The following is a 25353-nucleotide window of genomic DNA, read 5'->3' as shown; positions in this document are numbered from 1 at the left end:
CGTTGCTCCGTGGCGCCTGTTCCGTGGCGCCGGGAATCCAGTAGGCGGATGCTGGCAGCCCGGGACGTACCGGGCGCGAACTCCGGGTGAACGCGGTACGTCGTGCCCTTCCGGGCTGCTCACCCTGGCCCGGGAGGGCTCATCCCCGCGAGGCCGGTTCGATGAAGCCCTCCTCCACCAGCAGCCGGATCGACTGCGGGGTCCGGTCCCGGAGCAGGACCGGATCCTCCCCCATGAGCTGGGCGATCGCGTCCAGGATCCGCCCGGCGCTCAGGGAGCCGTCGCAGACCCCCGCGAACCCGGCGCCGACCGTGTCGACCTTGGTGGCCCGGCGCATTCCGCGGTTCTGCCGGAGCACCACATGCTCGGGGTCCTCGGCCCCCGGCAGCCCGACCTGCTCCTGGACGACCTCGGCCGCGAGGACGAAGTGGTCGGCGAGCAGCGCGGCGTCGTCGCGCGCCCGCAGGTAGTCCTGGCGCTCGAAGTGGGCCCGTACGCTCTCGCCGAGCGGCTGCTCCACCGAGTGCGGCCACTCCTCCACGACGATCGACGGCTGTGCGGCGCCCGACTTCCTGAGCGAGATCCAGCCGAAACCGACGGCCTTCGTCCCACGGGCCTCGAACTCGTCCAGCCAGGCGTCGTAACGCGCCGCGTACGCCTGCGGATCGCTGCGGTGGTCGCCGCTGTCGCGCAGCCACAGCTCGGCGTACTGCGTCACGTCCTGGACCTCGCGCTGCACGATCCAGGCGTCGCAGCCTCGCGGCACCCAGGAGCGCAGCCGCTCCTGCCATTCCTCTCCCTCCACGTGCTGCCAGTTGGCGAGGAAGTGCGCGTATCCCCCCTCGTTCAGCCGGTCCCCCGTCTGCTGAACGAGGGTGCGGCACAGATCGTCCCCGCCCATCCCGCCGTCCCGGTAGGTCAGCCGGGCGCCGGGCGAGATCACGAACGGCGGGTTGGAGACGATCAGGTCGTACGTCTCGTCCCCGACCGGTTCGAAGAGCGAGCCCTCGCGCAGTTCGGCGGCGGGCGCGCCGGAGAGCGCCAGTGTCAGGCGGGTGAAGCCGAGCGCCCGCGGGTTGAGATCGGTGGCGGTGACGCGGGTGGCGTGCTGAGCGGCGTGCAGCGCCTGGATGCCGGAGCCCGTGCCCACGTCCAGCGCGCTGCCCACAGGCGTACGGACCGTGAGTCCGGCCAGGGTCGTCGAGGCGCCGCCGACGCCGAGCACCACGCCCTCTCCGTGGCCGCTCGCCCCGGAGGCACCGCCGACGGAGCAGCCCAGGTCGGAGACGATGAACCAGTCCTGCCCCTCGGGTCCGCCGTACGGCCGTACGTCCACGGCGGCGGCGATCAGCTCGCCGTCCTGTACGACCCAGCCGTCCTTCAGGGCGGCCTCCAGCGGAAGCGCGGCTTCCGCGCGCTCCCGGGGGACGGGGCGCTGGAGCAGGAAGAGCCGGACGAGGGTTTCGAGCGGCGTGTCGCCGCGGGTGGCGCGCAGGGCGGGCACGGTCTCGCTGCGGGCCAGGGCGGCGTAGGCGGGGGCGCCGAGCAGCTCCAGGAGGCCGTCGGCGGTGAAGTCGGCGGCGAGCAGGGCCGCACGGAGTCGGGGCGAGTGGTCGGGCGCGGGAAGGCTGGTCGTACTCACCCGCCCATTGTGGCGTCTCCCACTGACAACGGCCTGCGGCCCGGCCCCTGGACGCGTGGGTCCGGGCCGGGCCGCGTGTGCCGCGTTCGAGAGCGCGAGCCGCGCCCCGCGGCCCGTGGACCGCGGGCGGACACCGCCGCGCCGGTCAGGACTGGCTGCCCGCCGTGGTGGGAGAGGCGGTCGCGCCGCCGGCCGTGGGCTTCTGGCAGCCGGGCTGCTTCGCCATCGCCTTGCCGACATCGCCGGACTGGAGCTTCTGGAGCGCCTTGTCACCGCTCTTGCTGAGGGTGGCCAGTTCGTCGGCGACGCCCTTGAGGCCGTCGGCGAACTTCGCCTGGTCCTTGGTGTCCAGCTCGTCGACCTTGGTCTTGAGGCCCCCGTAGGACGTCGCGGTGGAGTTGAGCTCCTTGACGGCCTCCTGCTGGGTCTTCTCGCCGTCGGTGACGGGCGGGGCGCCCGCGCTGTTCACGGCGGCACCCAGCGACTTGTACGCCTGGGAGATGGACTGGAAGGCGGCGGAGTCCGTCGTCTGGACGTCAGCGGGCTTGCTGCTGTCCGAGGTCGCCTGCTGGATGGACGTGTTGGCGTCCGCGATCTTCTTTAGCTGTGGCTGGACCTGGTCGCAGACCTTCTTGGCCCAGTCGTTCACCTTGCTGTCGTTGTCCTCGCCACTGCAACCGGACAGCGCCATGAGCAGTACCGCACCGCCGGACAGCGCGGCCACAAGCTTCTTGTTCACCGGATGGGTCCCTTCCAAGGCTCTCGGCCCCGGAACATACACGCCGACGGGGCGGCAGCCACGCGCCGTACGTCCGGTACGTAGGCTATTGCAGCCATTTGCACCAAGGGAGAGACACCTCACGCACCCGGCCCGCGGCGGGACGGCCCGTACCTCGCCCCGCGTGTCGGCCTGGGCCCGGCCGCGTACGGACGGCGCGTCAATCCGCGCCGTCCGTACGTTTCTTGACCGGCTCCGATCAGCTAGGCGACGGGAAGTGAGAAGAAGCGGCCGTTCGATGATCGGTGGATGATCGGCGGAGGACCGGCTGTCATGAGGCCGCCACCGGATCGGGCGACTTCTCGCTGCCGCCGCCGCTGCCTTCCCCGCCGTCCCCGCCCGCGTCGTCCACGGTGACCGAGCGCCGCTTGGAGACGTAGACCGCGCCCACGATGACGGCCAGGGCGAGCACCGCGACCAGCGTGCGGACCCCCGCGCTGGCGTCGGCCCCGTAACTGAACTGCACGACCGCCGGGGCGATCAGCAGCGCGACCAGGTTCATCACCTTCAGCAGCGGGTTGATGGCGGGCCCCGCCGTGTCCTTGAACGGGTCGCCCACGGTGTCGCCGATGACCGTCGCGGCGTGCGCCTCGCTGCCCTTGCCGCCGTGGTGGCCGTCCTCGACCAGCTTCTTCGCGTTGTCCCAGGCGCCGCCGGAGTTGGCGAGGAAGACGGCCATCAGGGTGCCGGTGCCGATCGCGCCGGCCAGGAACGATCCGAGCGCCCCGACGCCGAGCGAGAAGCCCACGGCGATCGGGGTGAGCACCGCGAGCAGCCCGGGTGTGGCCAGCTCGCGCAGCGCGTCCTTGGTGCAGATGTCGACGACGCGCCCGTACTCCGGCTTCTCCGTGTAGTCCATGATCCCGGGGTGCTCGCGGAACTGCCGCCGCACCTCGTAGACCACCGAGCCGGCCGACCGGGACACCGCGTTGATCGCCAGCCCGGAGAAGAGGAAGACGACCGCGGCGCCGAGGATCAGCCCGACCAGGTTGTTGGGCTGGGAGATGTCCAGGCTGAGCGTCAGTTCGCCGGCTCTGGCCCCGACGTCCGCGACGGCCGTCGCGATGGCGTCCCGGTAGGAGCCGAAGAGCGCCGCCGCGGCGAGTACGGCCGTGGCGATGGCGATGCCCTTCGTGATCGCCTTGGTGGTGTTGCCGACGGCGTCGAGGTCGGTGAGCACCTGGGCGCCCGCGCCCGTCACGTCGCCGGACATCTCGGCGATGCCCTGGGCGTTGTCGGAGACCGGCCCGAAGGTGTCCATGGCGACGATGACGCCGACGGTGGTGAGCAGCCCGGTGCCGGCCAGGGCCACCGCGAAGAGGGCGAGCATGATCGACGTACCGCCGAGCAGGAACGCCCCGTACACCGCGAGACCGATCAGCAGCGCCGTGTAGACGGCGGACTCCAGGCCGATGGCGATGCCCGCGAGCACGACCGTGGCGGGGCCGGTCAGGGCGGACTTGCCGATGTCCTTGACCGGGCGCCGGGTGGTCTCGGTGAAGTAGCCGGTGAGCTGCTGGATCAGGGCCGCGAGGACGATCCCGATGGCGACCGCGACCAGGGCCAGGACCCTCGGGTCGCCGCCGTGCGTGAGGATCGACCGGTCGGTGACACCGTCCAGCTCCGCGTACGAGGACGGCAGGTAGACGAAGACCGCCACGGCCACGAGGGCGAGCGAGATCACCGCGGAGATGAAGAAGCCGCGGTTGATGGCGCTCATGCCGCTGCGGTCGGCACGGCGCGGGGCGACCGCGAAGATGCCGATCATCGCGGTCACCACGCCGATCGCGGGGACGATCAGCGGGAAGGCGAGGCCGAAGTCCCCGAAGGCCGCCTTGCCGAGGATCAGCGCGGCGACGAGCGTCACGGCGTACGACTCGAAGAGGTCGGCGGCCATGCCCGCGCAGTCGCCGACGTTGTCGCCCACGTTGTCGGCGATGGTGGCGGCGTTGCGCGGATCGTCCTCGGGGATGCCCTTCTCGACCTTGCCGACCAGGTCGGCGCCGACATCGGCGGCCTTGGTGAAGATGCCGCCGCCGACCCTCATGAACATGGCGATCAGCGCGGCGCCGAGGCCGAAGCCCTCCAGGACCTTGGGGGCGTCGGCCGCGTAGACGAGGACCACGCAGGAGGCGCCGAGCAGCCCGAGCCCCACCGTGAACATGCCGACCACGCCGCCGGTGCGGAATGCGATCTTCATGGCTTTGTGCGAGACGGCCGTCAGATCCTTTTCCGGTTCACCCTCCGCCGGAGTCGCCTCACGCGCCGCGGCCGCCACCCGCACATTGCTGCGTACGGCGAGACGCATGCCGATGTAACCGGTGGCCGCCGAGAATCCCGCACCCACCAGGAAGAACAGCGAACGTCCCGCACGCTGCGACCAGTTGTCGGCCGGCAGCACCAGGAGCAGAAAGAAAACCACCGCGGCGAAAACGCCGAGGGTGCGCAACTGCCTGGCCAGATAGGCATTCGCGCCTTCCTGTACAGCGGCCGCGATCTCCTTCATGGAATCGGTGCCCTCACCGGCCGCCAGGACCTGACGCACCAGCAACTGGGCGACGAACAGTGCGGCCAGCGCGACGACCGCGATGACGATCACGATCAGCCGATTGCCGTCCGTGAGTATCGCGGCCGCGAGAGAAGTGGGGTGCTCGGACAGTTGTGGTTGGAAGTGTCCCGCCATTCGTCCTCCTTGACGCTCAGCGTTCAAGATGGACGGATTGTAGGGAGCGGAACCTGATCAAAACAGAGCGCGCCACAGCGTAATTGACCTTGACATAAGGAATCACCCGGGAAACGAGTAATGGGATAAAAGCGTTTACGAAGCCGGGTGGAAATAAGAAAGGCCCTGCTCAGCAGGGCCTTTCTCGGGACGGCCGGAAGGGGTCGGCCGACAGAATGATCAGGACGTCGCGACAGGTGGTGTCGTGGGCCAGCTCATCCGGATGACGCCGCCGTCGTCGCCCGAAGTTACCTCGACGTCGTCGACGAGGCCGCTGATGACCGCGAGGCCCATCTCGTCCTCGCCCTCGGCATCACCCTCGTAGTCGCCCGAGGACGCGCCCTCGCCCGCCTCCGAGGCCCCGGCACCGGCGCTGCCCGTACCGGACACCCCGTCGCCGACCTCGATGGAGAAAACCTTCTCCTCCTCGGTGAGCACGACGCGCACCGGATCGGTGATGCCATGACTGCGGTGCAGCCCGACCGCACGGCTGCATGCCTCACCGACCGCGAGTCTGACCTCGTCCAACACAGCTTCGTCGACGCCTGCCCGGCGAGCCACGGCAGCCGCCACCAGACGGGCCGTTCTGACATGTTCGGGCTGGGCGCTGAAGCGGAGTTCAACGGTGGCCATGCGATCCCCCTCGAACGTACGGGCGTGCAAACTCACGGGCGCGGGCATCCGGGCGCGACGCCCGGTGCCTCTGCCCACTCCTCCGGAAAGCGGCGTCCGACCTCAGTCGGTGGCCGCCACGGCCTCGTCGACCGTGGTGTGGATGGGGAACACCTTGGTCAGACCGGTGATCCGGAAGATCTTGAGAATGCGCTCCTGGTTGCAGACCAGGCGCAGCGAGCCCTCATGGGCACGCACACGCTTCAGTCCGCCCACGAGCACGCCGAGACCGGTCGAGTCCAGGAAGTCCACGCCCTCCATGTCGACAACCAGGTGGTAGCTGCCGTCGTTCACCAACTCGACCAACTGCTCGCGCAGCTTGGGCGCGGTATACACATCAATCTCGCCACCGACCTCGACGACCGTACGGTCGCCACCAGGGCCGGACACATTGCGAGTCGACAGGGACAGGTCCACGGATCCTCCAGCACCTTGCTATCGAGCGGTCGCCCCTCGGGTCTCCCCGACGGAGCCAGGGGACGTATCGCCAGCCGCGATGGCATTCAATCACTTACCGGCAGTCATGCACGACGCCTTGGGCCCATTGTCCGTCATGCCAGTGACACACTCGGTGCCGATGGCCAGGAAACATCGCCCCAGTGGACCCCCGCAGAGCGGGGGCGAACGCCCCTCTCCCGGTATGGTCCTCGACCGGCTCGCCGCAGGGGCGGGCCGTGCTGCGCGCATCACCCATACGGAGCACCTGCCCCCACGTGAGGGGCGTCATGCCGTCTGGCCCGATCGCATCCGCGGGGAAGTGATCAACGCCATTCAGCAGGCGGGCATCGACCATCCGTGGACGCACCAGGCCCAGGCCGCCGAGCACGCCCTGGACGGCGAGTCCGTCGTGATCGCCACCGGAACGGCCTCCGGCAAGTCGCTCGCCTACCTCGCCCCCGTGCTGACCACGCTCCTCGACGGCTCCGAGGCGCCCAACGGCCGGGGCACCACGGCGCTCTACCTCGCCCCGACGAAGGCCCTCGCCGCCGACCAGAGGCGCGCCGTGAAGGCCCTCGCGGCCCCGCTCGGCAACAGCGTGCGCCCCGCCGTCTACGACGGCGACACCCCGGTGGAGGAGCGCGAATGGGTCCGGCAGTACGCGAACTACGTGCTGACCAATCCGGACATGCTGCACCGGGGCATCCTCCCGTCCCACCCCCGCTGGGCCTCCTTCCTGCGCTCGCTGCGCTATGTCGTCATCGACGAGTGCCACACCTACCGCGGCGTCTTCGGCTCCCACGTGGCCCAAGTGCTGCGCCGACTGCGCCGCGTCTGCGCCCGCTACGGCGCGAACCCGGTCTTCCTGCTCGCCTCGGCCACCGCCGCCGAGCCCGCCCAGGCCGCGGGCCGGCTCACCGGTCTGCCCGTGCACGAGGTCGCCGACGACGCCTCACCCCGGGGCGAAATGGTCTTCGCCCTGTGGGAGCCCCCGCTCACGGAGCTCCACGGCGAGCGGGGCGCGCCCGTACGCCGTACCGCCACCGCCGAGACCGCCGACCTCCTCACCGATCTGACCCTCCAGGGCGTCCGCACGGTCGCCTTCGTACGCTCCCGGCGCGGCGCCGAACTGATCTCCGTCATCGCCCAGGAACGCCTCGCCGAGGTGGACCGCTCACTGACCCGCCGGGTCGCCGCCTACCGGGGCGGCTACCTCCCTGAGGAGCGCCGCGCGCTGGAGAACGCCCTGCACTCCGGCGAGCTCCTCGGCCTCGCCGCCACCACCGCCCTGGAGCTGGGCATCGACGTCTCCGGCCTGGACGCCGTCGTGATCTCCGGCTACCCGGGCACCCGGGCCTCGCTCTGGCAGCAGGCGGGCCGGGCGGGCAGGTCGGGACAGGGCGCGCTGGCCGTTCTCGTCGCCCGGGACGACCCGCTGGACACCTTCCTGGTCCACCACCCCGAGGCGCTGTTCCAGCAGCCGGTGGAGTCCACCGTCCTCGATCCGGACAATCCGTACGTCCTCGCCCCCCATCTCTGCGCCGCCGCCGCCGAACTCCCCCTCACCGAGGAGGACCTGACGCTCTTCGGCCCGGCCGCGCCCGCCCTGCTGCCGCAACTGGAGTCCGCGGGGCTGCTGCGCCGCCGCGCCTCCGGCTGGTACTGGACCCGCCGCGAGCGGGCCGCCGATCTCGCCGACATCCGGGGCGAGGGCGGCCGTCCCGTCCAGATCGTCGAAGGCTCGACCGGGCGGCTGCTCGGCACCGTCGACGAGGCGGCCAGCCACACCGCTGTCCACGACGGCGCCGTCCACCTCCACCAGGGCCGCACCTACCTGGTGAAACAGCTCGACCTGTCGGAGTCGGTCGCCCTGGTCGAGGAGGCCAACCCGCCGTACTCCACCACCGCCCGCGACACCACCGCCATCTCCGTCCTCGAAACCGACACCGAGATCCCCTGGGGCACCGGACGCCTGTGCTACGGCTCCGTCGAAGTCACCAACCAGGTCGTCTCCTTCCTGCGCCGCCGGCTCATCACCGGCGAAGTGCTCGGCGAGAGCAAGCTCGATCTGCCACCACGGACCCTGCGCACCCGGGCCGTGTGGTGGACGGTCACCGAGGACCAGCTCGACGCGGCCCGGATCAACCCCGAGCAGCTCGGCGGCGCGCTGCACGCCGCCGAACACGCCTCCATCGGCATGCTGCCGCTCTTCGCGACCTGTGACCGCCGTGACATCGGCGGTGTCTCCGTACCGCTGCACCCGGACACCCTGCTGCCGACCGTCTTCGTGTACGACGGCCATCCCGGCGGCGCGGGATTCGCGGAGCGCGCCTTCCGCACGGCCCACGCGTGGCTCACCGCCACGCGTGAGGCCATCGCCTCGTGCGAGTGCGAGGCGGGCTGCCCGTCCTGCATCCAGTCGCCCAAATGCGGCAACGGCAACGACCCGCTGCACAAACGGGGCGCCGTACGGCTGCTGACCGAACTCCTCAGGGCGGCGCCGGCGGATCAGCCGGACCCGGCGGATCCGGGTACGGCGGATCCGGTGGAGGCAGCGGGTCCGGCGGGTACGCCGATCGGGGCGGACCGGCCCGCGCCCTGACCGTGGGCGCGTACGGACCGAGGCGCGCCACGGCCGTCACCTCCGCGATCTCCCCGCTCAGCACGCACCGCACCACCCGCGCGCCCTGCGCCGCCGCCACGTCGGCCGCCCGGCGGCAGGCGACGGCCGGACCGCTCGGCGCGCGGTCGGCCGCGGCGAGAGCCGCCAGGTCGGCGGCGGCCCCGGCACGGTGGCTCGCGACGACCGCCTGGCCCAGGGCGAGCACCGCCGCGAAGACCACGCACATCGTGGTCGCCGCCATGGCCGCCCACACCGTCGCCGCACCACGGTCCCGGCTCATGGAGTCACCTCCACCGGTCCCGGGCCCCCTGGGGCCCCTCCAGGCCCGTCCTGGGCATCCTCCGCCGACGCGACGGCCTCGGAGGTGAGCGTCAGAGCCAGCGCGCCGGGTCCTGGCGTCGGTGCCTCCACCCGGACCCGCCACAGATCGCCCGTACGGCCCAGGGTGACCCGGGCGCCCTTCGGGGCGGCCGACCGGGCGGCGGCCAGCGCCACGGCCCGGGGCTCGGACCTGGCCGCCGCCCGCACCCCCGCTCTGGCGGCGTCCACGCACTGGATCTGCGCGGCGGCCGCCGTCAGCCCCCAGACCAGCGACAAGGCGAAGACCACCAGCGCGGGCACCGCCACGGCCGCCTCCGCCGTCACCGAGCCCCGGTCCGCCGTCACCGGGCCCCGCTCCGTACGGACCGGTTCAGAACTGCGCATCGAGCGCCCGGCCGATCAGCCCCTGCAGCGTGCCCGAGACGGCCCCGCTCGTGACCACCCGGTAGAGCACCGCCGCGAAGGCGCAGGCGGCGATCGTCCCCACCGCGTACTCGGACGTCGTCATCCCCGTGTCGGCCCGTGCCCGCCGCAGCCAGGTCCGGCGCAGCCTGTCCGCTCGCCGTGTCCATCGTGTCCACATATGACTCTCCCCGTGTTCCCCGTGACGCATTGTCGGAATTCGTTGACGGAAAAGATCAGTTGCCGCTCAGCAGCCCGCTCGCCAGGCCGATGACCACCGGGGCCACCCCCACCGCCAGGAAGGCGGGCAGGAAGCACAGCCCCACCGGCGCGGTGATCAGCACCTGGGCACGCTGGGCCCGGGCCACCGCGTCCCGGGAGCGGGCCGCCCGGAAGCCGTCGGCCAGCCGGGACACCGGCTCCGCCGCCGGTGCTCCGGTGGCGCCCGCCCGCTCCAGACAGCGGGCCAGCCCGGCGGCGCCCGGTATCGCGCCGAACCTCCCCCACGCCTCGGCCGGTTCACCGCCGAGCCGGATCTCGGCCGCCGTACGCGCCAGCCGGTCCCCGACGGGACCGCCCAGCGACTCCCCGACGGCCTCGGCGGCCTCGCGCGGACCGGCCCCGGCCGCGACGCAGGCGGCCAGCAGGTCGGCCGCGAGCGGAAGCTGTCCCGCCGTCGCGTCGGCCAGGGACCGGTCGTCCGGCCGGTGGGTACGCAGCCATCTCCGGACCCCGTACGCCCCGGCCAGCCCGACCGCCACTCCCGTCGCCCCACCGATCAGGGCCCAGCCGATGATCACCACGCCGATCGGCGGTCCCCAGCGCCCGGCCCGTTCCGTCCGCCACGGACGCGCCCGGACAGGCCGCGGTCCGTGCCCGGTGCCCTGGAGCACCGCCAGCCGCCCGCGCACCCGCCGTTCACGCCGCCCGGCCGCTACGGCGAAAGCCAGGCACCCGACGGCGGCCGGCACCGCGACGGCCGTCCACAGCCCGTGGACGAAGGCGGCGCTCATGGCGCCTCCCCGGTCCGTACGATCCGAGCCGCCCACCACAGCCCCACCGCCTCCAGCAGGCCGCCCACCGCCAGACACCCCAGACCGGCCGGGGTGTGCAGCAGCACACGCAGGGGGTCAGCGCCCAGCGCCCAGCCCATCGCCAGCCCCACGACCGGCAGCAGCGCGAGCACCACAACCGTCGAACAGGCGCCCGCCAACTGCGCGCGCAGCCCCTCCCGCTGGTCCCTCTCCGCCCGGAGGGCCGCCTCCAGCCGGTCCAGCCCGGCGGCCAGTCCCGCACCGCCGTCCACGGCCACCCGCCAGCACGCCGCGAGCCCCACCAGGCCCTCGGCCCCCGGCTCGCGCGCCGCCCGCCGCAACGCGTCCGGCACATCACCGCCGAAGCGCGCGGCGGCCAGTACGGCGGGCTCGGCGTCACCCAGCCCGCCGGTGAAGGCCGCCGCGCTCAGCAGGGCCTGTACGGGCTGGAGACCCGCCCGCAGCTCGCCGGCGGCCGCACCGCAGAGCACCAGGATCCCGTCGGCCCGCCGCTCCCGCTCCTTGCGCTGCTCTACGGCCCGCAGCCGTCGCCTCACCAGCGGCACCGCCAGCGCGCCTCCGAGCAGCGGCAGCACCGACTCGCCCAGCAGGGCGAGCAGCGCCGCGGGAGGCACGCACAGCCACTCCCGGGGCAGCCCACGCACCCGCTCACGGGCCCTCGGCAGCAGGCGCTCCCACGGTGGCTCCCCGGGCGCCGGCCCCCGGGGCGTGCCGTCGGGCGCCAGCAGCAGCCCGGCCCGGCGCAGCCCCTTCTCCTGGCGGACCGCCAGCCTTACGGCGGCCACCGCGCACGGCACCGCCGTACACGCGACGGCCGTCATGGACACCGCTCTCATGGACGCCGTCACAGCGCACCCCCGAGCAGCGTCCGCAGCCGCGGCCAGCCCCGCTCGTACGCGAAGGCGTCAACGCCCCAGCGCAGCGCGGGCACCGGCACCACGAGCCCGGAACCGTCCCGCTCCAGCACATGCACCTCGGCGAGTCTCCGGCGCCCGTCACGGTCCCGTACGAGATGGATCACGACGGACAGCGCCGCCGCCAACTGGCTGTGCAGCGCGGTCCGGTCCAGCCCCGCCGCCGTCCCGAGGGCTTCCAGTCGCGCGGGCACGTCCGCCGCCGTATTGGCGTGCACCGTGCCGCCGCCCTCATGTCCCGTGTTCAGCGCGGCCAGCAATTCCGTGACCTCGGGGCCGCGGACCTCACCGACGACCAGCCGGTCCGGCCGCATCCGCAGCGCCTGCCGGACCAGATCCCGCAGGGTCACCAGGCCGGCGCCCTCCTGGTTCGCCGGGCGGCCCTCCAGCCGCACCACATGCGGATGGTCGGGCCTCAACTCCGCGGAGTCCTCGGCCAGTACGATCCGCTCGCGCGGCCCGACCAGGCCGAGCAGGGTGGACAGGAGCGTCGTCTTCCCCGTGCCCGTACCGCCACTGATCAGGAACGAGAGCCGGGCGTCCATCAGCGCGCGGAGCAGCCGCTCGCCGCCCGGCGGGACCGTCCCTGCCGCGGTCAGCTCCGCGAGCGAGAACGCCTTGGGGCGCACCACCCGCAGCGACAGACAGGTCGAGCCGACGGCGACCGGTGGCAGCACCGCGTGCATCCGTGTCCCGCCGGGCAGCCGTGCGTCGACCCAGGGCCTGGCATCGTCGAGTCTGCGGCCGGCCGCGGCGGCGAGCCGCTGCGCGAGCCTCCGTACGGAAGCCGCGTCCGCGAACGACACCGCCGTGCGTTCGAGACCCCCTCCCCGGTCCACCCAGACCCGGTCCGGTGCGGAGACCAGCACATCTGTCACGGACGGGTCGGCGAGCAGCGGCTCCAGCGGACCCGTGCCCACCAGCTCGCACCGTAACTCCTCGGCGGCTCCGAGCACTTCCGAGTCGCCCAGCAGCCGCCCCTGCGCCCGCAGGGCGGCGGCCACCCTGGCCGGTGTCGGCTCGGCCCCGCTCTCCGCGAGCCGCTGCCGTACGGCGTCCAGCAGTCCGCCGGCCGTGGAGGCGGGCCTGGACGTCAGAGGCGTCGTGACCGTCATGCCGTCACGCTCCCGTCCCCGGCGAGGGCCTGGTCCCAGAAAGCCGCGCAGAAGGCCGCGAGCGGGCCGCGCACCCGGGATCCCGGCGGCGCTCCGCTCTCCTGGGCCTCCGACAGTCCTGGTTCCAGAGGAAGTTCGCCCACCAGTGGGAGGCGGAGCGCGTCGGCGATCCACTGCTCGTCGAGACCGGCGGCGTACGGGCCGCGGACCACCGCGCGCAGATCGTGAAGGACCATGCCCACCGTCGAGGCCACCCGTCCGGCCGCCGCGACGGCCCGCAGCTCGGCCGGGACCACCAGCAGCCCCAGGTCCACCTGGGCGAGCGCCTCGGCCATGGCCTCGTCCACGCGGCGCGGAAGGTCCACGACGACCACACCGCCACGCCTGCGGGCGGCCGCGAGCACCGATCTCATGGCCTCCGGCCGGACCACCACGGAATCCCCACGATCCCAACTGAGCACCCGCAGCTCATGCAGGAACGGCAGCGACTCCTCCAGGGCGCCGCCCGCCACCCTCCCTTTGGAAGCCGCGAAATCCGGCCACCTCCGGCCCTCGGCCTGTTCGCCGCCGAGCAGCACATCGAGCCCCCCGCCGAGCGGATCGCCGTCGACGAGCATCGTGCGCCGGCCGGCGCGCGCCGCCGTAACGGCCAGGGCGCAGGCGAGAGTCGAGGCCCCGGCGCCGCCCCGGCCGCCGATCACTCCCACGGTCAGCGCGGGACGGCCCACGCCCTCGACGGCGTCCGCGATGCGGTCGACCAGCCAACTCTCCGCGTCGGGCAGCCGCAGTACGCAGTCGGCGCCGATCTCCACCGCCCGCCGCCATACGCCCGGGTCGTCCTGGTCCTTCCCGACGAGCATCACTCCGCGCCTGCGCGTGGCGCCCCGGCAGCGGGCCGCCGCGTCGTCCCCGACGAGGACCATCGGCGCGTCCTCCCAGGAGCCCTTCCGCTCCGGCACCGCGTGGTGCACCTCCGGCTCGGCGCCGGCCGCCGCGCACAGGCGCAGCAGGTCGTCGAGCAACTCCACGTCCTCGGTGAGGATCAGCGGTCCGGCCCGGTGCCCGCCCGGCCCGTGCGAGCGATCGGATGTCATGGATCCAGCCACGATCTCCGCCCCCTATCTCTGACGTGATCCGGTATCCGCGAGCGCTTCTCTCCGCGATCTCGCACTGATCCGGTATCCCTGATTCCGGCTTCCGCGAAGTTCGCGGTCGGAATCACCGTGCAGGACAACAAGAAATCGTGTGGATCTTGCTGGAAAACTGTGGACAACTCACCAGTTGTGAATATCCCGGTAGCTCATACCGGTGACTTCCGGAGCGGAGTGCATCGACTACGCACGGTGACGGGCATGCTGATGGCGAGATCGCCGCGCGTAGAGATCAAAGAGAGGGGGACGCCGTGGCACGAGGGCCAAAAACGCGTCCGGACATGCGACGACCCCCGCCGGGGGGGAGAGCGGGGGTCGTCCCCACGGCCGACTCGGGGGGGGAGGAGCCGGACCGGGTTAGCACGGTCGCGAACGATCCGTGACTTCCATGGTGTACCCGAGAGCCTTCTCAGGCAAACCCACGCGCCGCACCTTACGCCGAATGGTGGGCGCATATGCTCGACCTCGTGGAAAACCACTCCTTGCCGCGCACAGCAGCCTTCTTTGACCTGGACAAGACGGTCATTGCGAAGTCCTCGACGTTGACCTTCAGCAAGTCCTTCTACCAAGGCGGCCTGATCAACCGCCGCGCCGTGCTGCGCACCGCGTACGCACAGTTTGTCTTCCTCGCCGGGGGCGCGGATCACGACCAGATGGAGCGGATGCGGGAGTACCTTTCCGCGCTCTGCAAAGGCTGGAACGTCCAGCAGGTCAAGGAGATCGTCGCGGAGACCCTGCACGATCTGATCGACCCGATCATCTACGACGAGGCGGCGTCCCTCATCGAGGAGCATCACACCGCCGGACGCGACGTGGTGATCGTCTCCACCTCGGGCGCGGAGGTCGTCGAGCCCATCGGCGAACTGCTGGGCGCCGACCGGGTCGTGGCCACCCGGATGGTCGTCGGCGCCGACGGATGCTTCACCGGCGAGGTGGAGTACTACGCGTACGGGCCGACCAAGGCGGAGGCGGTCAAGGCGCTGGCCGCGTCCGAGGGGTACGACCTGGCCCGCTGTTACGCGTACAGCGATTCCATCACCGATGTGCCGATGCTCGAGTCGGTCGGCCACCCCTTCGCCGTCAACCCGGACCGGGCGCTGCGGCGCGAGGCGGCGGGTCGCGAATGGCCGGTTCTCGTCTTCAACCGGCCCGTCCGGCTGAAGCAGCGGCTGCCCGCGTTCTCGATGCCTCCCCGCCCCGCGCTGGTCGCGGCGGCAGCGGTGGGCGCGGCGGCGGCGACGGCCGGACTGGTCTGGTACGCCAGCCGCCGCAGGCAGTCCACTCCCTTTGCCCGTGTTTGAACCTAAAAGTAAAGAAGTGGGGCCTGGGGTTCCGCATCCTGGCGGACAGGAGTAGAAAGGACTCAACGGCCCGCGAGACCAAGGACATCCGAGAGGATCACCTTTTTACGCACCAGGCCCCACGGACCGAGCATGGAAACCGAGCACCCACGCGACGTCGACCCGTCGATTACGGGCCAGCCGCACCAGGTCACGGGCAAAGCACCCGACCTGATGGGCAACATTACGAGGACGCTTGGTAACTCGGCGGACGTGCCAGCGGCGGTGCCCCTACGGCACCGCCGCAACTTCGTCCGGGACCGGCCTCAGGCCGCGCCCCGCTGGAGCGCCTCGCAGACGGCCGTCGACTCCCGTACCCCCAGCTCGACCGCGCGACCGCAGTGCGTGATCCACGCCGCCATGCCCTCCGGGGTTCCGGACAGATAGCCGTCGAAGGCAGCCGCGTACGCGGCGCGCCCCAGCTCCGCGTGGCCGACCTCCGCAGGACAGATCGCCTTGGGGTCGAGCCCGCTGCCGATCAGCACGACGCGCTCGGCCGCCCGCGCCACCAGGCCGTTGTACGAGCCGAACGGGCGCAGCGCCAGCAGTTCGCCGTGCACCACCGCCGCGGTCACCAGCGCGGGCGCCGCGCTGGTCGCGATCACCAGCCGAGCCAGTCCGTCCAGCCGTGCGGCCACCTCGTCGGCGTCCGGCAGCGGCGTCCCGGCCAGCGGCACCTGGACAGGCGCCTCCTCGACCGACGGCGCTCCGGCCGACGGCGCTCCGGACGACGGCGCTCCGGACGAAGACGCTCCGGACGAAGACGCTCCGGCGCCCAGGGCCGTAGCGCCGGAGCCGGGCGCCTCCACGACCGGTTCACCCGCCAGCCGGGGCCGTCCCACGGTGCGGTCGGACACCCCGGCGCCACCGGCCGCCACCAGGTGCAGCCGGGCCAGCACCCGGAGCGGCGACTGCGACCAGACGGAGAGCAGTTGGCCGGCCTCGGCGTTCAGCCGCAGGGCGGCGCCGACCGTACGGGCCTCGGCGTCGGAGCCGAAGTCACTGCGCCGGCGCACTTCTTCGAGCGCCCAGTCCGCCCCGGACAGCGCGGCGGACCCCCGCGCCGCCCGCAGGGCCGCCTCGGCCGTGACCGCGTTGCCGCGGCGCCGCATCACACGGTGCCCGTAGACCCGGTCGACGGCCTTGCGTACGGATTCCACCGCGCCGGGAACGCCCGGCAGGGCGGCCAGTGTGGCCAGGGGGTCCTCCGGCCGTGGCGCGGAGGAGGCGTCAGAGGCTGTCGTACTCATAAGTAGCGAGGCTACGCGCCCCGCGCCCGCGTCCCACCTTGGAGTGGTCTTCCCGACACGGACCCCTCACCAGGAGCGAGATTGCCGCTACCCTACGTGAACATGAAGATCGCTTTCGTGGGGAAGGGCGGCAGCGGCAAGACGACGCTGTCCTCGCTCTTCATCCGCCACCTGACCGCCAATGAGGCCCCCGTCGTCGCGGTGGACGCCGATATCAACCAGCACCTCGGGGCCGCGCTCGGCCTCGACGAGACAACAGCCGCGACGCTGCCCGCGATGGGGGCGCATCTCCCACTGATCAAGGAGTATCTGCGGGGCACCAACCCGCGGATCCCCTCGGTGGACGCGATGATCAAGACGACACCGCCGGGCGAGGGATCGCGGCTGCTGCGGGTCTGCGAGAACAACCCGGTGTACGACGCGTGCGCCCGCCCCGTGGCTCTCGACGACGGCGAGATCCGGCTGATGGCCACCGGCCCGTTCTCGGAATCCGACCTCGGGGTGGCCTGCTACCACTCGAAGGTCGGCGCGGTCGAGCTGTGCCTGAACCATCTCGTCGACGGGCCCCACGAGTACGTGGTCGTCGACATGACGGCCGGTTCCGACTCGTTCGCCTCCGGGATGTTCACCCGGTTCGACATGACGTTCCTGGTGGTCGAGCCGACCCGCAAGGGTGTGTCGGTGTACCGCCAGTACAAGGAGTACGCGCGGGACTTCGGCGTCTCGCTGAAGGTCGTCGGCAACAAGGTCCAGGGCCGGGACGACGTGGAGTTCCTCCGCGACGAGGTGGGCGAGGACCTGCTCGTCACGGTCGGCCACTCCGAGTGGGTGCGGGCGATGGAGAAGGGCCGGCCCTCCCGGTTCGAGTTGCTGGAGGCGGACAACCGCTGCGCCCTCCAGACACTGCAGGACACGGCGGAGGATTCGTACGAGCTGCGCGACTGGGAGCGCTACACACGGCAGATGGTCCATTTCCACCTCAGGAACGCCGAGAGCTGGGGCAACGCGAAGACGGGCGTCGACCTCGCGTCTCAGGTCGACCCCGCCTTCGTACTCAGCGAAGCGCTCGCCCTGCCCCAGCCGTCCTGACGGAAGTCAGGACGGCCGTCCCGGGGTCCACAGGGCCGCTCAGTGCTTCGCGGCCACCGCCGGGGAGGCCGAGGTGGCCGGGGAGGCGGAGTTCAGCGGGGGCGTGGCCCTCGTGTAGGCATCCCAGCCGCCCTTGGGGGCCTCGCCCACGCCGAGGCCCCGCAGCTTCTCCAGGGTCGCCGGGTCCTGCGCGTCCAGCCAGTCCACAAGCTGGCGGAAGGTCACGCACTGCACGTCCTTCTGGGGGCAGACCGTCTCGATGGTCTCCTCGATGGCGCGCATGTACGTGCCGCCGTTCCAGGACTCGAAGTGGTTGCCGATGATCAGCGGGGCGCGGTTGCCCTTGTGGGCGCGGTCGAACGCCTGGAGCAGGCCGTCACGCATCTGGTTGCCCCAGTACGTGTGCTGCGACTCGTCGCCGCTCGACTCCCCCGACTGGTTGTACATGAAGTTGTAGTCCATCGAGAGCGTCTCGAATTCGCGGCCCGGCACCGGGACGAGCTGGAGCGGGATGTCCCACAGCCCCTCCTTCTTCTTCGGCCAGACCTGGTTGCCGATGCCGCTGGAGTCGTAGCGGAAGCCCATCGCCTTGCCCGCGCGCATCGCGTTCTTCTGCCCCTCCAGGCACGGGGTACGGGCGCCGATCAGCTCCTTGTCGTAGTCGAAGGGCAGCGGAGCCTCGTCCTGGAGGCCCGAGTTGGTCTTCCAGCCCTTCACGAACGACTTGGCCTGGTTGATCTCACTCTTCCACTCGTCGACGGACCAGGTGCCGACGCCGCCGTTCTTGCCGCAGAAGTGTCCGTTGAAGTGGGTGCCGATCTCGTTGCCCTCGCGCCAGGCGGCCCGCACCTCCCGCAAGGTGTCCTTGATCCCCTTGGTGTCGTTGAAGCCGATGTCGGAGGTGCCGATCGTGTGCTGCGGCGGGTCGTACTGCTTGGCCTTCTCCTCGGGGAGCAGGTAGACGCCGCTCAGGAAGTACGTCATCTTCGCGCCGTACTTCTTGGACACCTCCCGGAAGTACGAGAAGAGCTGTTGGCTGTCCTCGCCGGCGCCGTCCCAGGAGAACACCACGAACTGCGGGGGCTGCTGTCCGGGCTTCAGCCGCTGCGGCTTGCCGAGTTGCGGCTGAGCCCCGGTGAACGCGGTCGAACCGTCACCGATGAGCCGTACGGCGCCGGGCGCCCCGTGCGCCTGCTTCGCCGCCTGGGAGCCCTTCGACGTTTCCTCCTTGGCGCCCTGAGCACCGGAGCATCCGGCGAGGCCGACGGCGAGCGCCATGACAGCAGCGCCGAAGGAGATTCGTTTTGTGGCGGCCAGCATCCGCCCACCTCTTCCTTCAGATTCAGTACCGAAGTGCCGAGCGGCGACTGCCGGCGCGGCGTCGAGCGCCGACAACCTCGCACTGAGACTGATTAGAAGAAGAAACGACAAGCCGTACAAAATGACTAATCATCACTCTGGGTGAATGACTAGACCATTTGCCCGAAATGTCATGCCTTAATCTTTACCCTCCATTACGATCCGTTTACCAAGAGTTGAGTTGAGGCATCCGCCAGCCGCCTGGAGGGGACGGGACATATGACTGCCGGCGTTTCCACGCACACCGACCGACCGGCCCGCCCCACGCCGCCGGGCGGCCGCGGGTTCCGGATCGCGGGGGCCGATCTCTCCGCCTCCATCGCCGTCTTCCTGATCGCGCTGCCGCTGTCGTTGGGCATCGCGCTCGCCACCGGCGCACCCCTTCAGGCGGGCCTGGTGGCCGCCGCGGTCGGCGGCCTGGTCGTCGGACGGCTGGGCGGCGCCCCGCTCCAGGTCAGCGGGCCCGCGGCCGGACTCACCGTCGTCACGGCCGACCTGATCCAGCGATACGGCTGGCGCACCACCTGCGCCATCACCGTCTGCGCCGGCCTCGCCCAACTCGGCCTCGCGGCGCTGCGGGTGGCCCGCTCCGCGCTCGCCGTCAGCCCGGCGATCGTGCACGGCATGCTCGCGGGCATCGGCGTCACGATCGCCCTGGCCCAGCTCCACATCGTGCTCGGCGGTTCGCCGCAGAGCTCCGCCGTCGCCAATGTGCGCGGCCTGCCTGCCCAGTTGGCCCATCCGCACCCGGGCGCCCTCTCCGTGAGCGCCCTGACCATCGCGGTGCTGCTCCTCTGGCCGCGAGCCCCAGGGCGCGCGGGCCGGGCCCTACGGAAGATCCCGGCCGCTCTCGCCGCGGTGGCCCTCTCCACGACGGCGGCGGCTCTCGTCGGGCTGCGCCTGGAGCGGGTCGACCTGCCGTCCTGGAGCAGCCACGCCATGCCCGAGCTGCCCGAGGGGCCGGTGCTCGGACTGCTCGCCGCCGTCCTCACGATCACTCTGGTCGGCAGCGTCGAATCGCTCCTGTCCGCGGTCGCCGTGGACAAACTGGTGGCCGCGCGTAAGACACCGGGCGTCCGGATCCCGCGCGCCCGGCTCGACCGGGAGCTGGCCGGACAGGGCGCGGGGAACGTGGTCTCCGGCGCGCTCGGCGGGCTCCCCGTCACCGGGGTCGCCGTGCGCAGCGCCGCCAATGTCGCCGCCGGCAGTGTGAGCCGGAACTCGACGATGCTGCACGGCCTGTGGATCACGGTGGCGGCCCTGCTGCTCGTACCGGTGCTCGATCTGATCCCGCTGGCGGCCCTGGCGGCGCTGGTGATGGTCGTCGGGGTCCAGATGGTGAACATCACGCACCTGCGCAGCGTCCGACGCAACCGCGAACTGCTGGTGTACGCGGTGACGCTCACCGCCGTGGTGTTCACCGGCGTCCTGGAAGGCGTCGTGATCGGCATCGCGGTGGCCGTGGCGGTCGCGCTGCACCGGCTGACGAGGACACGGATCACCGTGGAGGAGCGGGACGGCGTCCACCGCGTACGTGCCCGGGGCCAGTTGACCTTCCTCGCCGTGCCGAGACTCAGCCGGATACTGCATCAGATCCCGCAGGAGGCCCGGTGCGTGGTGGAGCTGGACGGATCCTTCATGGACCACGCGGCGTACGAGGCCCTGCACGACTGGCGGACCGCGCACATCGCCCAGGGCGGTACGGCGCAGTTCACCGGCCGGACCGGCGGCAGCATCGCGGAACCGCCCTCCGACGAGCCGCATGCGCGCTGCCGCCCCTGGGCCCCCTGGCGCAACCACCACCACGTCGCACCGGCCGCCCCCCGGCCGGATGCCGCGGCCACCGTGCCGGGCGCGGGCCCTGGAGACGGCGGTACGGTCCGGTCGCCGGGCGGGCGCCAACTGGCCAGCGGGCTCGGCTCCTTCCAGCGCGACACGGCCCCACTGGTGCGCGGCGAGCTGGCCCGGCTGGCGCGCGAGGGCCAGCGCCCCTCCCAGCTCTTCCTCACCTGCGCCGACTCCCGGCTGGTCACGAGCATGATCACGTCCAGCGGTCCGGGCGACCTCTTCACCGTACGGAACGTGGGGAATCTGGTGCCGCCACCGGGGGCGGACGGTGTGGACGACTCGGTGGCCGCGGCGATCGAGTACGCCGTGGACGTGCTGCGCGTCGAGTCGATCACCGTATGCGGTCATTCGGGATGCGGGGCGATGCAGGCCCTGCTCAACACGCCCGAGCCGGACGCCGGGTCCGCCCACCCGCTGCCGACCCCGCTGGCGCGCTGGCTACGCCACGGGCAGCCCAGCCTGGCGCGGATGAGAAGCCGTCAGCACGCCTGGGCCAGAATCTCCGGGCGGCTGCCGGCCGACGCGGTCGAGCAGCTCTGTCTGACCAATGTGGTCCAGCAGTTGGAGCATCTCCGGGCCCATGAAGCGGTCGCGCGTGGGCTCGCCGAGGGACGGCTGGAGCTGCACGGCATGTACTTCCATGTCGGCGAGGCCCAGGCGTATCTGCTGGCGGACGGCGTCGGGACCGGCGCCGTCGCCGCCCTGGACGAAGAAGTCTTCAACCGGGTGGCGCCCACCGCGCGGGAGGGGTCGCGCGCCTGAACCGTCCGCGTACCGCATCCGTGAGAGTGTGTGGCCCCTTCCCCCCTCTTCCCACCCACCCGTCCGGGGGAAGCGGGCCACTCCCGCCCGGCAGGGCACCGGGCGGGAGACCGGGCGGGAGACCGGGTGCCGGAGGGGAAGCCCCTTGTCACCAGGACATCCGCCTGATGAGCTAGCCCCGGGACACATAGGACGCTAGGACGCCCTGGGAAAGGGAGATGTCGTGAGCAACGAAAGCCTGGCCAATCTTCTCAAGGAGGGGACGGGGCGATGAGCGAGACTTCTTCCCTCTCCAACCTGCTCAAGGAGGAGCGGCGGTTCACCCCGCCGGCCGAGCTGGCCGCGCACGCCAATGTGACGGCGGAGGCGTACGAGCGGGCCGAGGCGGACAGGCTTGGCTTCTGGGCCGAGCAGGCGAGGCGGCTCACCTGGGTCACCGAGCCGACCGAGACACTCGACTGGTCGAACCCCCCGTTCGCGAAGTGGTTCGCGGACGGCGAGCTGAATGTCGCCTACAACTGTGTCGACCGCCATGTCGAGGCCGGTCACGGCGACCGCGTGGCGATCCACTTCGAGGGCGAGCCCGGTGACAGCCGGACGCTGACCTACGCCGAGCTGAAGGACGAGGTGTCGCGGGCCGCGAACGCCCTCACCGAGCTGGGCGTCCGCAAGGGGGACCGGGTCGCCGTCTATCTGCCGATGATCCCCGAGGCCGCGGTCGCCATGCTGGCCTGCGCCCGGATCGGAGCCGCGCACTCCGTGGTCTTCGGCGGCTTCTCCGCCGACGCGGTCGCCTCCCGGATCCAGGACGCCGACGCCAAGCTGGTCATCACCTCCGACGGCGGCTACCGCCGCGGCAAGCCGTCAGCGCTCAAGCCGGCCATCGACGAGGCCGTCGCCAAGTGCCCGCAGGTCGAGCACGTCCTCGTGGTGCGCCGTACCGGACAGGACACCACGTTCGACGCCTCCCGGGACGTGTGGTGGCACGAGATCGTGGGCCGTCAGTCCACCGAGCACACCCCTGAGGCGTTCGGCGCGGAGCACCCGCTCTTCATCCTCTACACGTCCGGTACGACGGGTAAGCCGAAGGGCATCCTGCACACCTCGGGCGGCTATCTCACGCAGGCGGCCTACACCCACCACGCCGTCTTCGACCTGAAGCCCGAGACGGACGTGTACTGGTGCACGGCCGACATCGGCTGGGTGACCGGCCACTCGTACATCGTGTACGGGCCGCTCGCCAACGGCGCCACACAGGTGATGTACGAGGGCACGCCCGACACCCCGCACCAGGGGCGGTTCTGGGAGATCGTCCAGAAGTACGGGGTGACGATCCTCTACACCGCGCCGACCGCGATCCGTACGTTCATGAAGTGGGGCGACGACATCCCCGCCAAGTTCGACCTGTCGTCCCTGCGCGTGCTGGGTTCGGTCGGCGAGCCGATCAACCCTGAGGCGTGGATCTGGTACCGCGAGCACATCGGCGCGGGCACGACCCCGATCGTGGACACCTGGTGGCAGACCGAGACCGGCGCCATGATGATCTCGCCGCTCCCCGGCGTGACCGCGACGAAACCGGGCTCCGCGCAGCGCGCCCTGCCCGGCATCTCCGCCACGGTCGTGGACGACGAGGCGCGCGAGGTGCCCGACGGGGGCGGCGGCTATCTCGTCCTCACCGAGCCGTGGCCGTCGATGCTGCGCACCATCTGGGGCGACGACCAGCGGTTCATCGACACGTACTGGTCCCGCTTCGAGGGCATGTACTTCGCCGGGGACGGCGCCAAGAAGGACGACGACGGCGACATCTGGCTGCTGGGCCGCGTCGACGACGTCATGCTGGTCTCCGGCCACAACATCTCGACGACCGAGGTCGAGTCCGCGCTCGTCTCCCACCCCAAGGTCGCCGAGGCGGCGGTCGTCGGCGCCGCCGACCCGACCACCGGTCAGGCCATCGTCGCCTTTGTGATCCTGCGCGGCACCGCCTCCGTGGACGACGGCCTGGTGGCCGAGTTGCGGAGCCATGTCAGCGGGGTGCTCGGCCCGATCGCCAAGCCCCAGCGGATCCTTCCGGTGGCCGAACTGCCGAAGACCCGCTCCGGCAAGATCATGCGGCGCCTCCTGCGGGACGTCGCGGAGGACCGCCAGCTCGGCGATGTCACCACCCTCACCGACTCGTCCGTCATGGAGCTGATCCAGACCCAGCTCCCCGGCGCGACCAGCGAGGACTGAGCACCGGCACACGCGCCCGGTGGACGGGGCGCCCGGCGGAGATCCGCACGCGGGCGCCCCGTTCCGCGCATCCGGGTAGGGTGAGGAACGCGTCAACAAATGAACACGAAGTCCATAGGGGAGCCGGGAAGTCTGGTCGGCATGTGATACGCCATGCCCCCGACCGGAGGATGCCGGATGCCCGCGCCTGCCCCCACCCCCGCACGCAAGTTCCTCGGACGGCTCCCGCTCCCCGAGCGGAACTATGTCGCGGAGGCGCTGCGCGCCGAGACCGTCGGCGGCGTGCTGCTGCTCGTCGCCGCCGTCGCCGCCCTCGTCTGGGCGAACACCCCGATCAGCGGGGCCTACGCCGCCGTACGCGACTTCCATTTCGGGCCGGGCGCGCTCGGTCTCGACCTCTCCGTGCAGCACTGGGCGGCCGACGGTCTGCTCGCCGTCTTCTTCTTCGTCGCCGGTATCGAGCTCAAGCGCGAACTGGTGGCCGGGGAGCTGCGCGACCCGAAGGCCGCGGCCCTCCCCGTCATCGCCGCGCTCTCCGGTATGGCCGCACCCGCGCTGGTGTATGTGCTGGTCAACACGGTGGGCGGCGGGTCGCTCGGCGGCTGGGCGGTGCCCGTCGCCACCGACATCGCCTTCGCCCTCGCCGTTCTCGCGGTCCTCGGCACGTCCCTGCCGTCCGCGCTCCGCGCCTTCCTCCTCACCCTCGCCGTCGTCGACGACCTCTTCGCGATCCTGATCATCGCCGTCTTCTTCACCCGCGACCTGAACTTCCTGGCGCTCGGCGGCGCGTTCGCGGGCCTCGTCGTCTTCTGGCTGCTGGTGCGCAAGGGGGTGCGCGGCTGGTACGTGTACGTTCCGCTGGCCCTGGTCGTCTGGGGGCTGATGTACAACAGCGGCGTCCACGCCACCATCGCCGGGGTCGCGATGGGTCTGATGCTGCGCTGCACCCGGCGCGAGGGCGAGGAGCGCTCCCCCGGCGAGCGCATCGAGCATCTTGTCCGCCCTCTCTCGGCGGGCCTGGCCGTGCCGCTGTTCGCCCTCTTCGCCGCGGGTGTCTCGGTCTCGGGCGACGCGCTCGGCCGGGTCTTCACCGAGCCGGAGACCCTCGGGGTGGTCCTGGGGCTGGTGGTCGGCAAGGCCGTCGGCATCTTCGGCGGTACGTGGCTGGCCGTACGGTTCACCCGCGCCGAGCTGAACGAGGACCTGGCCTGGCCCGATGTCTTCGCCCTCGCCACGCTCGCCGGGATCGGCTTCACGGTCTCGCTGCTCATCGGCGAGCTGGCCTTCGCCACCGATCCGGGGCTCACCGACGAGGTGAAGGCCGCGGTGCTCACGGGCTCCCTGATCGCCGCCGTGCTGGCGGGCGCGCTGCTCAAGATGCGGGTCCGTACGTACCGTGCGCTGTACGAGGCGGAGGAGCGCGACGAGGACCTCGACGGCATCCCTGACATCTATGAGCAGGATGATCCGGGGTACCACTTGCGCATGGCCGCGCTGTACGAGGCGAAGGCCGCGGAACACCGCCGGCTGGCGGAACACGCGGGGGCGGCGCGCGATGACGGCCCCGGTCCGGCATGATCGGACATCCGACGGACCTGCGATCGCGCAGACGGACCGACCTGCGATCCGCAGACGAGAAGAGC

At 71.7% G+C, this 25353-nt stretch carries 20 protein-coding genes; 6 read left to right on the top strand and 14 right to left on the bottom strand.

The annotated features are described in order from the left end of the window. Nucleotides 1-139: 139 nt before the first annotated feature. The 5 genes from ACIO3P_RS14515 to ACIO3P_RS14495 form a co-directional block, all read right to left on the bottom strand. Entirely contained in the window at nucleotides 140-1642 is a 1503-nt protein-coding gene (locus ACIO3P_RS14515) for a methyltransferase (protein ID WP_401849459.1), read from the bottom strand. Between the two features lie 145 nt (nucleotides 1643-1787). After that, nucleotides 1788-2381 carry a small secreted protein gene (locus ACIO3P_RS14510; RefSeq protein ID WP_329824093.1) on the bottom strand — a complete coding sequence of 198 codons (594 nt, stop codon included), beginning with the start codon at nucleotides 2379-2381 and terminating at the stop codon, nucleotides 1788-1790. 310 nt (nucleotides 2382-2691) lie between these two features. Further along, nucleotides 2692-5103: a sodium-translocating pyrophosphatase gene (locus ACIO3P_RS14505; protein WP_329824094.1), complete on the bottom strand. Its 2412-nt coding sequence runs from the start codon at nucleotides 5101-5103 to the stop codon at nucleotides 2692-2694. Nucleotides 5104-5322: 219 nt separating this feature from the next. After that, nucleotides 5323-5775 (bottom strand): ATP-binding protein, encoded by a 453-nt coding sequence (locus tag ACIO3P_RS14500; protein ID WP_329824095.1) that lies wholly within the window; start codon nucleotides 5773-5775, stop codon nucleotides 5323-5325. Between the two features lie 102 nt (nucleotides 5776-5877). Beyond that, on the bottom strand, nucleotides 5878-6231 hold the full coding sequence (locus ACIO3P_RS14495; RefSeq protein WP_003967428.1) for an STAS domain-containing protein: 354 nt from the start codon (nucleotides 6229-6231) through the stop codon (nucleotides 5878-5880). A 79-nt stretch (nucleotides 6232-6310) separates the two neighbouring features. On the opposite strand from ACIO3P_RS14495, the gene ACIO3P_RS14490 reads away from it, so the two are divergent. Beyond that, a complete protein-coding gene (locus tag ACIO3P_RS14490) occupies nucleotides 6311-8854 on the top strand; it encodes a DEAD/DEAH box helicase (RefSeq protein WP_401849455.1) in 2544 nt (847 codons plus the stop codon). Here the strand turns inward: ACIO3P_RS14490 and ACIO3P_RS14485 are convergent. Genes ACIO3P_RS14485 through ssd form a run of 7 tightly spaced genes read right to left on the bottom strand, consistent with a single transcriptional unit; the run spans nucleotide 8742 to nucleotide 13776 of the window. Next, nucleotides 8742-9155 carry an Rv3654c family TadE-like protein gene (locus ACIO3P_RS14485; protein ID WP_329824097.1) on the bottom strand — a complete coding sequence of 138 codons (414 nt, stop codon included), beginning with the start codon at nucleotides 9153-9155 and terminating at the stop codon, nucleotides 8742-8744. The two genes, ACIO3P_RS14490 and ACIO3P_RS14485, sit on opposite strands and share 113 nt — an antisense overlap. Further along, nucleotides 9152-9580 (bottom strand): TadE family type IV pilus minor pilin, encoded by a 429-nt coding sequence (locus ACIO3P_RS14480; RefSeq protein WP_401849454.1) that lies wholly within the window; start codon nucleotides 9578-9580, stop codon nucleotides 9152-9154. The genes ACIO3P_RS14485 and ACIO3P_RS14480 overlap by 4 nt, the downstream gene beginning before the upstream one ends. After that, a complete protein-coding gene (locus tag ACIO3P_RS14475) occupies nucleotides 9567-9779 on the bottom strand; it encodes a DUF4244 domain-containing protein (RefSeq protein WP_401849453.1) in 213 nt (70 codons plus the stop codon). Before ACIO3P_RS14475 ends, ACIO3P_RS14480 begins: the two co-directional genes overlap by 14 nt. A gap of 55 nt (nucleotides 9780-9834) precedes the next feature. Further along, on the bottom strand, nucleotides 9835-10611 hold the full coding sequence (locus ACIO3P_RS14470; RefSeq protein ID WP_401849452.1) for a type II secretion system F family protein: 777 nt from the start codon (nucleotides 10609-10611) through the stop codon (nucleotides 9835-9837). Next, the gene (locus tag ACIO3P_RS14465; RefSeq protein ID WP_401849451.1) at nucleotides 10608-11474 is read right to left on the bottom strand and encodes a type II secretion system F family protein; all 867 of its coding nucleotides are present in this window, start codon (nucleotides 11472-11474) and stop codon (nucleotides 10608-10610) included. Before ACIO3P_RS14465 ends, ACIO3P_RS14470 begins: the two co-directional genes overlap by 4 nt. 23 nt (nucleotides 11475-11497) lie before the next feature. Continuing rightward, entirely contained in the window at nucleotides 11498-12682 is a 1185-nt protein-coding gene (locus ACIO3P_RS14460; RefSeq protein ID WP_401849450.1) for a TadA family conjugal transfer-associated ATPase, read from the bottom strand. Continuing rightward, entirely contained in the window at nucleotides 12679-13776 is a 1098-nt protein-coding gene (gene ssd / locus ACIO3P_RS14455; protein WP_401849449.1) for a septum site-determining protein Ssd, read from the bottom strand. Before ssd ends, ACIO3P_RS14460 begins: the two co-directional genes overlap by 4 nt. Nucleotides 13777-14288: 512 nt before the next feature. On the opposite strand from ssd, the gene ACIO3P_RS14450 reads away from it, so the two are divergent. Then, on the top strand, nucleotides 14289-15134 hold the full coding sequence (locus ACIO3P_RS14450; protein WP_329824104.1) for an HAD-IB family hydrolase: 846 nt from the start codon (nucleotides 14289-14291) through the stop codon (nucleotides 15132-15134). A 305-nt stretch (nucleotides 15135-15439) separates the two neighbouring features. Here the strand turns inward: ACIO3P_RS14450 and ACIO3P_RS14445 are convergent, their stop codons facing one another. Next, entirely contained in the window at nucleotides 15440-16423 is a 984-nt protein-coding gene (locus tag ACIO3P_RS14445) for an oxidoreductase (RefSeq protein ID WP_401849448.1), read from the bottom strand. Nucleotides 16424-16525: 102 nt separating this feature from the next. On the opposite strand from ACIO3P_RS14445, the gene ACIO3P_RS14440 reads away from it, so the two are divergent. Continuing rightward, the gene (locus ACIO3P_RS14440; RefSeq protein WP_329824106.1) at nucleotides 16526-17512 is read left to right on the top strand and encodes an ATP-binding protein; all 987 of its coding nucleotides are present in this window, start codon (nucleotides 16526-16528) and stop codon (nucleotides 17510-17512) included. Between the two features lie 39 nt (nucleotides 17513-17551). Here the strand turns inward: ACIO3P_RS14440 and ACIO3P_RS14435 are convergent, their stop codons facing one another. Further along, nucleotides 17552-18832 carry a hypothetical protein gene (locus tag ACIO3P_RS14435; protein WP_329824107.1) on the bottom strand — a complete coding sequence of 427 codons (1281 nt, stop codon included), beginning with the start codon at nucleotides 18830-18832 and terminating at the stop codon, nucleotides 17552-17554. 258 nt (nucleotides 18833-19090) lie between these two features. Here ACIO3P_RS14435 and ACIO3P_RS14430 point away from each other — a divergent pair, with 258 nt between their 5' ends. From ACIO3P_RS14430 to nhaA, 3 genes are all read left to right on the top strand, one after another. After that, the gene (locus tag ACIO3P_RS14430; protein WP_329824108.1) at nucleotides 19091-21481 is read left to right on the top strand and encodes a SulP family inorganic anion transporter; all 2391 of its coding nucleotides are present in this window, start codon (nucleotides 19091-19093) and stop codon (nucleotides 21479-21481) included. A 270-nt stretch (nucleotides 21482-21751) separates the two neighbouring features. After that, nucleotides 21752-23710: an acetate--CoA ligase gene (acs, locus tag ACIO3P_RS14425; RefSeq protein WP_401849446.1), complete on the top strand. Its 1959-nt coding sequence runs from the start codon at nucleotides 21752-21754 to the stop codon at nucleotides 23708-23710. Nucleotides 23711-23887: 177 nt separating this feature from the next. Next, the gene (gene nhaA / locus ACIO3P_RS14420; protein ID WP_329824110.1) at nucleotides 23888-25288 is read left to right on the top strand and encodes a Na+/H+ antiporter NhaA; all 1401 of its coding nucleotides are present in this window, start codon (nucleotides 23888-23890) and stop codon (nucleotides 25286-25288) included. Nucleotides 25289-25353: the final 65 nt, after the last annotated feature.

It is taken from the genome of Streptomyces sp. NPDC087310, from assembly GCF_044744405.1.
GTDB lineage: Bacteria > Actinomycetota > Actinomycetes > Streptomycetales > Streptomycetaceae > Streptomyces.
This window is presented reverse-complemented; position numbering and strand designations above follow the sequence as displayed.

Coding starts and splice junctions, on each gene's coding strand:
- ACIO3P_RS14505 (WP_329824094.1), bottom strand. CDS start 5,103: ATGGCGGGACACTTCCAACCACAACTGTCCGAGCACCCCACTTCTCTC.
- ACIO3P_RS14500 (WP_329824095.1), bottom strand. CDS start 5,775: ATGGCCACCGTTGAACTCCGCTTCAGCGCCCAGCCCGAACATGTCAGA.
- ACIO3P_RS14490 (WP_401849455.1), top strand. CDS start 6,311: ATGGCATTCAATCACTTACCGGCAGTCATGCACGACGCCTTGGGCCCA.
- ACIO3P_RS14485 (WP_329824097.1), bottom strand. CDS start 9,155: ATGAGCCGGGACCGTGGTGCGGCGACGGTGTGGGCGGCCATGGCGGCG.
- ACIO3P_RS14480 (WP_401849454.1), bottom strand. CDS start 9,580: ATGCGCAGTTCTGAACCGGTCCGTACGGAGCGGGGCCCGGTGACGGCG.
- ACIO3P_RS14475 (WP_401849453.1), bottom strand. CDS start 9,779: ATGTGGACACGATGGACACGGCGAGCGGACAGGCTGCGCCGGACCTGG.
- ACIO3P_RS14470 (WP_401849452.1), bottom strand. CDS start 10,611: ATGAGCGCCGCCTTCGTCCACGGGCTGTGGACGGCCGTCGCGGTGCCG.
- ACIO3P_RS14465 (WP_401849451.1), bottom strand. CDS start 11,474: ATGACGGCCGTCGCGTGTACGGCGGTGCCGTGCGCGGTGGCCGCCGTA.
- ACIO3P_RS14460 (WP_401849450.1), bottom strand. CDS start 12,682: ATGACGGTCACGACGCCTCTGACGTCCAGGCCCGCCTCCACGGCCGGC.
- ssd (WP_401849449.1), bottom strand. CDS start 13,776: ATGACATCCGATCGCTCGCACGGGCCGGGCGGGCACCGGGCCGGACCG.
- ACIO3P_RS14450 (WP_329824104.1), top strand. CDS start 14,289: ATGCTCGACCTCGTGGAAAACCACTCCTTGCCGCGCACAGCAGCCTTC.
- ACIO3P_RS14445 (WP_401849448.1), bottom strand. CDS start 16,423: ATGAGTACGACAGCCTCTGACGCCTCCTCCGCGCCACGGCCGGAGGAC.
- ACIO3P_RS14440 (WP_329824106.1), top strand. CDS start 16,526: ATGAAGATCGCTTTCGTGGGGAAGGGCGGCAGCGGCAAGACGACGCTG.
- ACIO3P_RS14435 (WP_329824107.1), bottom strand. CDS start 18,832: ATGCTGGCCGCCACAAAACGAATCTCCTTCGGCGCTGCTGTCATGGCG.
- ACIO3P_RS14430 (WP_329824108.1), top strand. CDS start 19,091: ATGACTGCCGGCGTTTCCACGCACACCGACCGACCGGCCCGCCCCACG.
- acs (WP_401849446.1), top strand. CDS start 21,752: ATGAGCGAGACTTCTTCCCTCTCCAACCTGCTCAAGGAGGAGCGGCGG.
- nhaA (WP_329824110.1), top strand. CDS start 23,888: ATGCCCGCGCCTGCCCCCACCCCCGCACGCAAGTTCCTCGGACGGCTC.